The sequence below is a fragment of the Sphingomonas sp. PvP056 genome, from assembly GCF_040549155.1.
GTDB lineage: Bacteria > Pseudomonadota > Alphaproteobacteria > Sphingomonadales > Sphingomonadaceae > Sphingomonas.
On the sequence record NZ_JBEPST010000006.1, the window covers coordinates 290027 to 301609 of the forward strand.

Consider the following 11583-nt stretch of genomic DNA (forward strand, 5'->3'; position numbering starts at 1 on the left):
ATGACGCGCGCGCCACTTTGGGCACCGCCGTTGCTCGCACTGCAATTCCTGACGCGGCTGCCGGTGCCGGTCCTCGCGCGGCTATCGGCGGAACAGGCGGCGGATGGCCTCGCGCGCGCGATGGCGTGGTTGCCGATCGTCGGGTCGCTGATCGGGTTGGTGACGGCGGGGGTGTTCGTGGCGGGCGCAGCGGTGTGGCCGCCGCTGGTCGCGGCGATCCTCGCGCTGATGGTCGAGGCGCTGCTGACCGGGGCGTTCCACGAGGATGCGGTCGCGGATTTCTGCGATGCGTTCGGCGGCACCGCGCACAGCGAGACTGCGCTCAGGATCATGAAGGACAGCCGGATCGGCACGTACGGCACGCTCGGGCTCGGGCTGTCGGTGGGGTTGCGGCTGGCGGCGATGGTCGCACTGCCCACGCCGGTCTCGGTCGCGGCGATCGTGGCGGCGGCGACGATGGGACGGCTGTGGGCGGTGTCGCTCGCAGGGGTCGTCGCGCCGGTGCGGAGCGACGGCATGGCGGTGCGCGCCGGGCTGGTGCCCCCGCGCCGGGTCGCGCTCGCCATCGTGCTGGCGCTGCCGGGGATCGTGCCGCTGGCGGTGTCGCACCTCGTTCCGGTCACGGCGAGCCTGTTCGTCGGCGCGGTATTCCTGTGGTGGCTGGCGCGGTTCCTGCGGCGGCGGATCGGCGGGAGTACGGGGGATTGCCTGGGGTTCGCGGCCTATGTCGGGCAGCTTGTGGTGCTGCTCGCGGTGGCGGTGTGAGTGGATCGGTGCTGCTGCTGCGGCACCCGCCCGTTACGCTCGCGTGGCGCAAGCGCTGCTATGGCCGATCCGACATGGGGTGGAGCCGCGCTGGCACAGCGATGGCGCGCGCGCTGGCCGACCAGCTCGCGACCCGGCCGATCGATGCGATCGTCCACTCGGGCGCGCTGCGCACGCGGCGGCTGGCGGAGAGGATTGGGCAGGGTCGCGATATCCCCGTTCGCGAGGATAGCGGATGGCTGGAGCGCGACTTCGGCACCTGGGAGGGGCGGACGTGGCACGCGCTCTGGCGCGAAACCGGGGATCTGATGGACCGGATGGTCACCGATCCGACGGGGTTTCGCCCCGGCGGCGGGGAGACCGGGCTGGACCTGTCGCAGCGCGCGCAGGCGGCGTGGGGGCGGTTGCCGACGTCGGGCACCACGCTGGTGATCGCGCACGGCGGCCCGATCGCGGCGCTGCGGACATGGCAGGCGGGGGAGCCGCTGGAAGCGATGGTGCGGTTTATTCCGGGGTGCGGGGAAATCGTCGCGGTGTCGCGGGACTAACTTTAAGCCCCTCCCCTTCAGGGGAGGGGTTGGGGTGGGGCAGTGCCTCGCAGAGAGCGAAGTTTGGCTGGACTGCCCCACCCCCAACCCCTCCCCTGAAGGGGAGGGGCTTAAGGAGATCAGCCCTCCGTTGACGCACTCCCCCCGCGCACGACCACGCCGCCCTTCATTACGAACGCCACGCGCTCCAACGTCCGGATGTCCGCCAGCGGATCGCCATCCACCGCAACCAGATCGCCGTAGCGCCCCACCGCGATCGCGCCGACGTCGGCGGTGCGGTCGAGCGCTTGCGCGGCGCTGCTCGTGGCGGACTGGATCGCTTCCATCGGGGTCATCCCCCATTCGACCATCTTGGCGAATTGCAACGCGTTGTTGCCGTTGGGATAGACCCCCGCATCGGTCCCGAACAGCATCTTCACCCCCGCCGCATGTGCCGCACGAAAGGTCTGGCGCTGCTTGAGCCCGACCGCGCGCTCCTTGTCGAGGCTCTCCTGGAACACGCCGTTCTTGGCCCCTTCGGCGAGGATATAATCGTCGTCATAGATATCCATGTCGAACCACGCCCCATGCTCCTTGGCGAGCTTGAACGAGGTGGCATCGGCGAGGCTGGCATGTTCGATCGTGTCGACCCCGGCGCGCAAGGCGACGTTGATCCCCTCGGTGCCGTGCGCATGGACCGCGACGCGCATCCCCAGCATGTGCGCTTCGTCGACGATCGCCTTGATCTCGTCGTAACTCAGTTGCTGCGCGCCGACCGAATCGCCCTTGGAGAGCACGCCCCCGGTCATGCAGACCTTGACCACTTGCGCACCATATTTGCGGATCGTGCGGACCGCCGCGCGGAAGCCCTCGGGCGAATTGGCGATCTGCGGCGCGGCGGTGGTGATCGACGGCGGGAATTCGGTCGCGTCGCAATGCCCGCCGGTCACGCCGAGCGCATAGGTCGCAGGCACGATCCGCGGCCCGGGGATCTCGCCGCGCTCGATCCCCTGCTTCAGCCCGACGTCGGCATAATCGCTCGATCCGACGTTGCGCACCGTGGTGAAGCCCGCGTCCAACGTCTTGCGTGCATTGGCCACGCCGAGCACGGTCCAGTAACTGTCGGTGAATTCGAGCCCGCGATACCCGCTCAAGGTGGGGTCGCTGGTCAGATGGACGTGCATGTCGATCAGCCCGGGCAGCACCGTGCGATTGCCGAGGTCGACCCGCTCCGCGCCCGCCGGAATCGCATCCCCGCGCCGCCCGATCGCGGTGATCCGCCCGTCGACCACCGTGATCTGCGCATCGTCGACGCGCTTGCCGCCGAGCACATCGATCATGTGTGCCGCGGTGACGACGACCGTCTTGGCGGAGACCGGCGTAGCAGCGAATCCTGCAACCGAAGCGAGCGCGACGAACAGGCAGGACTTTGAACGCATCGGGCATCCTTTGGCAGACGGGAGACGGAAATGGATCGGCGGAGAGCACCGCTCGGACGCATCACAGACCATGATGCGCCGCAGCGATCAAGGGGGCCAAATCATCAAAGCTTAGCCATTGATCGCGCAGGACGTTGCCATCCGCGGCATCCTCCCCGATGATGCCGCCATGCCAGCCCCCACCCAAACCACCAGCGCGCTCGAAGCGCGGATCGCCGCGGACCCTCGCTACGTCGCGCTGGTGCGCGACCGGCAGCGGTTCTCGTGGATTCTCACCGCGATCACCGTGATCGTCTACAGCAGCTTCATTTCGCTGATCGCGTTCGACAAGCCGCTGATGGCGCAGCCGGTCGGCGGCGGGACGATCAGCCTCGCGGTGGTGCTCGGCGCGGCGATGCTGGTCGGCACGGTCGCGATCTGCGCGGTCTATGTGTGGCGCGCGAACGGGAGCTACGACGCCCGCCTCGCCGAACTGCTCGCGGACGCAGGCGCATGACGCGCAAACCGTCCCGGAGCTTGTTCGTCAGTGCGGCGATGATCGCATTGCTCGGCTGGGCGACCGGCGCGAATGCCGCGATCGCGGGTGCGGTCGCGCGGCAGCCGACCAACTGGACCGCGATCCTGATGTTCGGCGGGTTCGTCGCGATCACCTTGTGGATCACCGGCGCGGCGGCGCGGCGGACGCGGACCGTGTCGGATTTCTACACCGGCGGCGGGATCACCGGCTTCCAGAACGGGCTCGCGATGGCGGGCGATTATTGTTCGGCGGCGTCGTTCCTCGGCATCACCTCGCAGATCTTCAACGATGGCTATGACGGGCTGATCTACGCGATCGGCTTTCTCGTCGGCTGGCCGATCGTGCTGTTCCTCGTCGCGGAAAAGCTCCGCAACCTCGGGCGCTTCACCTTCGCCGACGTCGCCTCCTATCGCTTCATGCAGGGGCCGGTGCGCAGTTTCTCGGCGGTCAGCACGTTGCTCGTCGTGTCCTTCTACCTGATCGCGCAGATGGTCGGCGCGGGGCAGCTGATCCAATTGCTGTTCGGCCTGCCCTATCTCATCGCGATCATCGTCGTCGGCGGGTTGATGATGGTCTATGTCCTGTTCGGCGGGATGCGCGCGACATCGTGGGTGCAGATCATCAAGGCGGTGATGCTGCTCTGCGGCGCGACCTTCCTGGTGCTCGGGGTGATGTCGAGCGTCGGCTTCTCGCTCGAGGCGCTGTTCGCCAAGGCGGTCGCGGTCAAGACGAAGCTCGCGCTCGAAAGCGGGCTTTCCCCGGCGGACGCAGCCGCCAAGGGCCGTGCGATCATGGGGCCGGGCGGGTTCATCAAGGATCCGATCTCGGCCTTGTCGTTCGGCTTCGCGCTGATGCTCGGCACCGCGGGGCTGCCGCATATCCTGATGCGCTTCTTCACCGTTCCCGACGCGCGCGAGGCGCGCAAGTCGATCCTGTGGGCGACGGTGTGGATCGGCTATTTCTACGCGCTGACCTTCATCCTCGGCTTCGGCGCGATCGTGATGATCTCGTTCAACCCGGAATATGTCGATGCGGCGGGTGCCCTCCGCGGCGGCAACAACATGGCGGTGATGCATCTCGCGCATGCGATCGGCGGAAACCTGTTCCTCGGCTTCATCTCGGCGGTCGCCTTCGCGACGATCCTCGCGGTGGTCGCGGGGCTGACGCTGTCGGCGGCGTCCGCGATTTCGCACGATGTCTATGCGAGCGTGATCCGCAAAGGCGACGCCGATCCGGTCAAGGAGCTGCGCGTGTCGCGGATCACGACGATCCTGCTCGGGATCGCCGCGATCATCCTCGGCGTGGTGTTCCAGAAGCAGAATGTCGCCTTCATGGTCAGCCTTGCCTTCGCGCTGGCAGCCTCGGGCAATTTCCCGGTGCTGGTGATGTCGCTGCTGTGGAAGGGCTGCACCACCAAGGGCGCGGCCTGGGGCGGCGCGATCGGGCTGCTCAGTGCGTTCGTGCTGACGGTGTTGTCACCGGTGATCTGGGTCGCGGTGTTCCACTTCGAGGCCGCGATCTTCCCGTACAGCTCGCCCGCTTTGTTCTCGGTTCCGGCCGCATTCCTCGCGATCTGGCTGATCTCGACGCTCGACCGTAGCCCCCGCTCGGCGATCGACCGGGCGGCCTATCCCGAACAGCGGTTGCGCTCGGAGACAGGGATCGGTGTCCACGCCGCCGCCGACCACTAAGGTCGGTTGCATGCTGTCGAATACGTGCTGTTAGCGGTGGCAAAGCAACGGTCGTTCGGCGGGTCGTCGAGGACGGCTGGCGGCGTGACAGCCTAGTCGGCCATGACGCGACCCGTCCGAACGGAAAACGCAAAGTTCGGGAATCCAAACGCTTCCGCCTGGCGCGCCGCGATTTCATAATCGTACGGCACGCCGTGCAACGCTGCAGACCAACCCGACGCGCTACGCTCCACGATGGCGTAGCGCGCCAACGGGCTCCCCGCTTCCATGACATGCGGAACGCCACCGCGCTCGCGGTAGCTCGGCATCCCGACGCTCCCCGGATTGACCACCAGCACGTCGCCCACCGTGACCATGCGCGGCATGTGCGTATGCCCGCACAGCAAGAGGCGTGCGCCGCCGATGCCATCGAGGCGCGGCAGAATGGCAGCTTCCTCGGCTATCGAGGCGCGACCGGAGCTGACATCTTCGAGTAGATATTCCAGATCCCCACCGGCAGGACTTCCGTGGCAAACGAAGACATCGCCCCCATCGAGCGTCAGGGTCGCCGGCAGGCTCCTGATCCACGCCCAATGCTGCGCCGACAGAAGCGGTCGCGACAGCACGTCCAAGGCGCCGGTGCTGTCATCCAGAAGCTGGCGTTCATGGTTTCCGGCGATCGTGGCGTAGCCGGCCAGCATTTGCGCTTCGGCACTACCGGCGGGATCGAAAGGCCCTGAGACAAGGTCGCCAAGATTGACGATGATGTCGGGCGCAGCGTCGCGTAACCCGGCCATCACCGCTTCAAGCGCAGCTAGATTGCCGTGCGCGTCAGCTATAATTCCAATTCTCACGGTCGCCCCCAACCTCAAAGACGGGGACTAGCATAGTCTGGTGCAGGTCCACCATCCGGACTCCGGCTTAGCGCACCGCCCCCGGGGGGGAGAGCCCTCCGCCCCCCCGGGTGGCACACCTGCGCCGTGCCTTACGGTGCCCCCGTCGCCCCCAATTGATCCAGCACGAACGCCTGCCACTCCGCATTTTGCCGGAAGCGTTCGAAGCGGCCCGACTTGCCGCCATGCCCCGCCTCCATGTTGACGCGGAACAGCAAGGGGTTGGCGTCGGTCTTGAGCTCGCGCAGCTTGGCGACCCATTTGGTCGGTTCGTAATATTGCACCTGGCTGTCCCACAGCCCGGTCCCGACATAGAGCGCCGGATAGGCCTTCGCCGCGACGTTGTCGTAGGGCGAGTAGCTCAGCATATAGTCGTAGAACGGCTTTTGCGCGGGGTTGCCCCATTCGTCATATTCGAAGGTGGTCAGCGGGATCGACGCGTCGAGCATCGTCGTGACGACATCGACGAACGGCACCTGCGCGACGATCGCCTTATAATCGGCCGGTGCCATGTTCGCGACCGCTCCCATCAGCAACCCGCCTGCGCTGCCCCCCATCGCGGCGACACGGTCGCGCGCGGCATATTTCTGCGCGACGAGGAAGCGGGTGACGTCGATGAAGTCGGTGAAGCTGTTCTTCTTGTTGAGCAGATGCCCGTCGTCATACCAGCCGCGCCCCATTTCCTGCCCGCCGCGGATATGCGCGATCGCGTAGACGACCCCGCGGTCGAGCATCCCGATCCGCCCCGGGTCGACCGCCGGGTCCATCGAAATCCCGTAGCTGCCATAGGCATATTGGAACAACGGCGCGGTGCCGTCGCGCTTGACGCCCTTGCGATAGACCAAGGACACCGGGATCCGCGCCCCGTCCCGCGCGCTCGTCCAGACGCGTTCGGTGACGTAATTGGCGGGATCGTAGCCCGGCACCGGGGCGACCTTCAGCACCCGCCGCGCGCCGGTCTTCGCATTGACCTCATAGGTCGTCGTCGGCGTCACCAGCGAGCCATAGGTGTAGCGCACCCACGGCGTGCTCGGCTCCTCGTTGACGTCGAGCGCCATCCGGTAAGCGGGTTCGTCCGCCTTGACCGGGATCGCCTTGCCCGCATCGGTCAGCAGCCGGATCATCCGGTTGCCGCCCTCGCGCTGGTCGATCGCGACGAAGCCCGCGAACGGCTTGAAGCCTTCGATGAACACGCTGTCGCTCGCCGGGGTCAGGTCACGCCACGCGGCGAGCCCCTTGGCGAGATCGGCGTCGGCGAGCGTGACGAGCTTGTAGTTCTTCGCCGCGCGATTGGTCCGGATGATCCAGCGGTTGCCCTGGTGATCCGCACCATAGCGGAAGTCGCGCACCCGCGGCGCGAGCACGGTGAAGCTGGTCGGTGCGGCGGCGGGGGCGCAACGCTGCTCGTCGCTGACGGTGCTCTCGACCCGGATGCAAACGAAGCGATCGTCGGTGGTCCGCGCGATGCTCATCTGGAAAGTCTCGTCCTTCTCCTCGTACAGCATCGTGTCCGCCGTCGCCGGGGTTCCGAGCACATGCGCCATCACCTTGACGCCGCGCAGCGTCACCGGGTCCTTGGCGACATACAGGATCGTGCGATTGTCATCCGCCCAGACGACATTGGGTTCGATGTTGGGAATCGTGTCGGGCAGCGCGGTGCCGCTCGCCAGATCGTTGACCTTCAGCACATATTGCCGCCGCCCGACGGTATCCTCCGCCCAGGCTACCCGCGCATTGTCCGGGCTGACCGCCCAGTCCGACAGCGCGAAGTAGCTGTGCCCCTCCGCCATTGCGGGCTCGTCGAACAGCATCGTCGCGGGTGCGGTCGGGGTGCCCTTGCGGCGCTCGATCACGGGATAGTTCGCGCCGGTCGCGAAGCGCGAACCGTAATAATAGCCGTTCCTGGCATAGGGGACCGAACTGTCGTCCTGTTTGATGTGCGACACGGTCTCGGCATAGAGTTTCGCCTCGAGCGGTTTCAGCGGCGCGAGCTGCGCATCGGCGTAAGCGTTCTCGGCGGCGAGATAGGCGAGCATCTCGGGGTTCTTGCGGGTGTCGTCGCGCAGCCAGTAATAGGCGTCATCGCGCGCGCCATTGGGCGAGACGACCTGAAACGGCTTCTTCGCCGCACGCGGCGGGGCAGCGGCCTGCTGCGCCTGTGCAGCCCCTGCGATCAACAGCGCGGCGCTCGTCAACATCGTCGCCCGTTTTGTGAAACGCGTCATCATACCCCCATATCGCCGTGATCTTGCCGCAGAGGATGACCGCGCCGCGCCATGCGCACAAGCCTCGACACGATGGGATTTTACGCCAGAACGTGCCCGCTGGCGTCAGGTCAGGAGGTAGACTGTCACAGCAGAATGAAGGCGAGTTTGTCTGCCAGGGCAGTATGTCGACACCGTTTTACTTGATCCGACGGGCGGCTTGGCAGGGAGCAGTCCGGCTGCTTTCTAGAGCCTCGCAACTAGAAAGCCGACGCTTGACGCCCGCGTGAAACGCATCAGATTTTTGCGTCGGCAGGTTGCGCGGGTTTATGCTGTACTTGCTTGATGCAATGCTTGCACGCTTCGCATTGAGATACCGATGATATGGATCGGTTTACCATCAGTGGTCAGGACGAAGATAGCCTGACCGCACGAGAAAAGCGCGTAGCGATTCAGGGAAATCTCGAAAATGGGTGCCATGCCCTTCCGGGCAGCGGTGGTTTACCCAAGCCGAAACGGGCACGCTGCAAGGCTCCCATAAGTCCCCGCCGGGTTCATAATGTTGCAGCATACTAGCCCATGCCGTCTTGAACTGTCCCGCCCGCACTGCGTCTGCGATGTACGCCGCACAGGCGCCATTGCGGTAGCGCTTGTTGGACAGACATGTCGGTGCCAGTCTCGCCATATCGGTAGCAAATACGCCCCGCAGCGCCGGATCGCGACTTTCATCCACGACTTTGCCTGCCTTGACCGCAAACAAGACGGGAGGACGCGGGGTGCAGGCATTACAGCCAAATGCAGATTCAAACGCGCCATCTTCGAACTTCAGGTCGATCCGACCGTCCGCAGAGAGATCCTGGGGTGAGTCTGCCAACTGTCCTTGCAGATCCGCCCCGTTGTAATCCTCCAGTGATAACGATTGGTAGCTGTTGCTTCTGGGAACAAGTAGCTGCAGCGTCAGTTTGCCGCCCGAGCCTCCATATTGGCTTTCGACGATCACCCCAGGTCGCGGATCGTGCTCATCAAATCGCACGACGGCAATTCGTGCATAAGCGCTTTGCTTATCGGTCAGCACCGTCATTGGTGCGACTCCCCGCCCGCCGACGGTTACAAACGCCTGATTATTGAATTGATCGTAGTGGCAGGATTCACTTTCAATAGCTGGCGGATTGGAACACGGCATCGCCTGCACATGCACACTGACGCCACCTGAGGTGAAGTCTAGCGGCAGCTTCTTGTACGATGCCCATGTCTGGAACGTGCCAATCGGAACATCGGCTGACGCAGCGCCAGTCAAGAACCAAGCCAAGGCAAGAAGGATGATGCGCATTGCGATAGCTTAAACTGTCTACTGCTCTGCTGCCAGCGCCGCCCCGTGATTTAACGCACCTACTCTCGCCTTCCTCAATCTTGACCACATGATGTGCAATTTTTAGCTCTGTATCACAGTAATGCCAGATTTCGGGACTGCAGCGATCGGTCTAGAATGACCGGCTTTGGGCCTTTCCCGACCGGCAGCTTCGACAGCCAGTGTCCGGGAGGCCGGGTTTCCCGTCAAATACTAGCAATCAGCAGCGCCGTTCGCGCGTATTCGATGCGGGCAGCACGCGAAGGCGGCGCTTTCCCCAATAGCTCAGGTCCATCGACATACGGACCGGGACGCCTGCGTGCGAATAGACGATCTGGTCGCCCCGCTCGCCGTCGCCGGTGCTGCAATTCTTCCATCCCTGCCGGTCGAGCACGTCGGTAATCTTGTAGACCGCATATTGGTCCTGCCCATGCCACAGGATCAACTGGTCGAACCCGCCGCCGCCATCATGGCCGACCAGATCGACCGCGGCTTCATACGGCCCCGCCCCCTGGAACACGACCTTGTGCCGACGACAGCGCAGGCTGTCCCAGTCGGGCTGGACGCAATCGGTGAAGCCCGCCGCGCGGGCGTCCGCGATGCTCCCGCGCACCGGCAGTCCGCCGAACATCAGCCGCGCGGGGGGATGACGCTCCGGACCGCACGCGGCGAGGAGCAACAGAGCCAGCCATGATCCCCAGCGTATCAAGAAGCCCGTACCTTCTACCGTCGATCGGTCCTCGATACGGGGTAAGATAAGGCTTGGCCACTGCGTCTCGAGCGCCACGACCAACGGTATCGACACGCAACAGTGGAACGGCACCCGGATCGAGGGGTTCCCCTTACAGTGTCCAAGGATCGGCACGGCGATCAGTGGGGCGGTAGTGGATAAGTACGGACATACAGCGGAAAGCCCGTGGCAGATGCCGCGCGCGGCGTGGTTTGCGGTGCTCAAGCGGGCTTGGGCGGAAACCGGCAACGACAATATCGGGCTGATCGCGGCGGGCGTCGCCTTCTACGGCTTTCTCGCGCTGGTGCCGCTGCTGGGTGCGACCGTGCTGGTCTACGGGCTCGCGGCGGATCCCGCGACCGTCATTCGCGACATGACGCAATTGACTTCGGTGATGCCTGCCGATGTCGCGCGCCTGATCGGCGAACAGTTGATGGGCGTGGTCCAGGCATCGGACGGCAAGAAGGGGCTGGGCCTGGCGCTTGCGCTCGCCCTCGCGATCTTCGGTGCGCGCAACGGGGCGGGGGCGATCATCACCGCGCTCAACGTCGCCTATGAGGAACAGGAGAAGCGCGGGTTCATCCACGTCAATTTGCTGGCAATCGGGATCACGGCGTCCGCGGTGATCGCGGCGATGCTCGCGCTGGTGGCGATCGCCGCGCTCGGCTATTTGCAGGCGCTGTTTCCGGGGGCACCCGAAGCCGCCGTCATCGCGGGCAAGATCGCGGTCTATGCGCTCGTCCTGTTCGCCGGTGCGACCGCGGCCGGGGCGCTGTACCGCTACGGCCCGTCGCGTCGCCACGCGCGCTGGATGTGGCTTACACCGGGGTCGCTGTTTGCTGCACTGATGTGGCTGCTCCTGACGATCGGTTTCGGCATCTATGTCGCACAGTTCGGCAATTACAACGCGACCTACGGGTCGCTCGGTGCGGTGGTGGTGACGCTGACGTGGCTGTATTTGTCGAGCTACATCCTGCTGTTCGGTGCCGAACTCAACGCCGAGCTCGAGCACCAGACCGCCAAGGACACCACCCATGCCGACGCCCCGATGGGGGAACGCGGTGCCTGGGCAGCGGACAACGTCGCGGGCGACGGGCACGACGCGCCCGCCTCGACCGGTCTCGCGGAACCTGCCGCACGGCTAGATGCGTAACCACGCCAGACGTCCACCACCGCGATCGGCGTGGCCAGCGGGCAAGTTGCGGGGCTGGTCGGCGCGCAGAAGGTCGGATGGAAGACATCGGTCGCCGCCACGCTCGGCCTGTCGCTGTTGCGCCGCGGGCGGGGGCTGGAGGGCGCGTTGCTGGTCGGCGGGACCGCGGCGCTGGCGTGGCTCGGCCGCGACCGCGCCGATCCGGACGAAGTGTCGCAAGACGTTGTAAACGGGTCTTGAACGGCGAAACGCCCGCACCCACATGCTGGTCAACGTCAACAACTGAAAGGAGGTGGTCGAATGTCTCATTGTCCAACGCCGCTCGCGGTACGTCTCA

Annotated in this window: 11 protein-coding genes; 6 read left to right on the plus strand and 5 right to left on the minus strand. The window is 65.4% G+C overall.

Going from position 1 to position 11583, the window contains the following annotated elements; genetic code table 11:
* A complete protein-coding gene (cobS, locus tag ABIC17_RS15665) occupies positions 1–765 on the plus strand; it encodes an adenosylcobinamide-GDP ribazoletransferase (RefSeq protein ID WP_354283314.1) in 765 nt (254 codons plus the stop codon).
* A complete protein-coding gene (locus tag ABIC17_RS15670) occupies positions 762–1313 on the plus strand; it encodes a histidine phosphatase family protein (RefSeq protein WP_354283316.1) in 552 nt (183 codons plus the stop codon). The genes cobS and ABIC17_RS15670 overlap by 4 nt, the downstream gene beginning before the upstream one ends.
* A 119-nt stretch (positions 1314–1432) precedes the next feature.
* Here ABIC17_RS15670 and ABIC17_RS15675 read toward each other — a convergent pair whose 3' ends face one another.
* Complete coding sequence (locus ABIC17_RS15675; RefSeq protein WP_354283318.1) at positions 1433–2731, minus strand: Xaa-Pro dipeptidase; 1299 nt, start codon at positions 2729–2731, stop codon at positions 1433–1435.
* Between the two features lie 169 nt (positions 2732–2900).
* On the opposite strand from ABIC17_RS15675, the gene ABIC17_RS15680 reads away from it, so the two are divergent.
* Complete coding sequence (locus tag ABIC17_RS15680) at positions 2901–3227, plus strand: DUF485 domain-containing protein (RefSeq protein ID WP_354283320.1); 327 nt, start codon at positions 2901–2903, stop codon at positions 3225–3227.
* Positions 3224–4939, plus strand: coding sequence for a cation acetate symporter (locus ABIC17_RS15685; RefSeq protein ID WP_502958477.1), 1716 nt, complete (start codon positions 3224–3226; stop codon positions 4937–4939). The genes ABIC17_RS15680 and ABIC17_RS15685 overlap by 4 nt, the downstream gene beginning before the upstream one ends.
* Before the next feature lie 92 nt (positions 4940–5031).
* Here the strand turns inward: ABIC17_RS15685 and ABIC17_RS15690 are convergent, their stop codons facing one another.
* The 4 genes from ABIC17_RS15690 to ABIC17_RS15705 form a co-directional block, all read right to left on the minus strand.
* Positions 5032–5772: a metallophosphoesterase family protein gene (locus ABIC17_RS15690; RefSeq protein ID WP_354283387.1), complete on the minus strand. Its 741-nt coding sequence runs from the start codon at positions 5770–5772 to the stop codon at positions 5032–5034.
* A 131-nt stretch (positions 5773–5903) separates the two neighbouring features.
* Positions 5904–8036: a S9 family peptidase gene (locus tag ABIC17_RS15695; protein WP_354283322.1), complete on the minus strand. Its 2133-nt coding sequence runs from the start codon at positions 8034–8036 to the stop codon at positions 5904–5906.
* A 379-nt stretch (positions 8037–8415) separates the two neighbouring features.
* Complete coding sequence (locus ABIC17_RS15700) at positions 8416–9345, minus strand: hypothetical protein (protein ID WP_354283324.1); 930 nt, start codon at positions 9343–9345, stop codon at positions 8416–8418.
* Positions 9346–9583: 238 nt separating this feature from the next.
* Complete coding sequence (locus tag ABIC17_RS15705; RefSeq protein ID WP_354283326.1) at positions 9584–10072, minus strand: hypothetical protein; 489 nt, start codon at positions 10070–10072, stop codon at positions 9584–9586.
* 175 nt (positions 10073–10247) lie between these two features.
* On the opposite strand from ABIC17_RS15705, the gene ABIC17_RS15710 reads away from it, so the two are divergent.
* The gene (locus ABIC17_RS15710; RefSeq protein ID WP_354283327.1) at positions 10248–11246 is read left to right on the plus strand and encodes a YihY/virulence factor BrkB family protein; all 999 of its coding nucleotides are present in this window, start codon (positions 10248–10250) and stop codon (positions 11244–11246) included.
* A gap of 30 nt (positions 11247–11276) precedes the next feature.
* The gene (locus ABIC17_RS15715; protein WP_354283329.1) at positions 11277–11486 is read left to right on the plus strand and encodes a hypothetical protein; all 210 of its coding nucleotides are present in this window, start codon (positions 11277–11279) and stop codon (positions 11484–11486) included.
* Positions 11487–11583: the final 97 nt, after the last annotated feature.

What these genes read in the sequence shown, in the direction of transcription:
- cobS (WP_354283314.1), top strand. Translation starts at nt 1, where the DNA reads ATGACGCGCGCGCCACTTTGGGCACCGCCGTTGCTCGCACTGCAATTC.
- ABIC17_RS15675 (WP_354283318.1), bottom strand. Translation starts at nt 2,731, where the DNA reads ATGCGTTCAAAGTCCTGCCTGTTCGTCGCGCTCGCTTCGGTTGCAGGA.
- ABIC17_RS15680 (WP_354283320.1), top strand. Translation starts at nt 2,901, where the DNA reads ATGCCAGCCCCCACCCAAACCACCAGCGCGCTCGAAGCGCGGATCGCC.
- ABIC17_RS15685 (WP_502958477.1), top strand. Translation starts at nt 3,224, where the DNA reads ATGACGCGCAAACCGTCCCGGAGCTTGTTCGTCAGTGCGGCGATGATC.
- ABIC17_RS15695 (WP_354283322.1), bottom strand. Translation starts at nt 8,036, where the DNA reads ATGACGCGTTTCACAAAACGGGCGACGATGTTGACGAGCGCCGCGCTG.
- ABIC17_RS15700 (WP_354283324.1), bottom strand. Translation starts at nt 9,345, where the DNA reads ATGCGCATCATCCTTCTTGCCTTGGCTTGGTTCTTGACTGGCGCTGCG.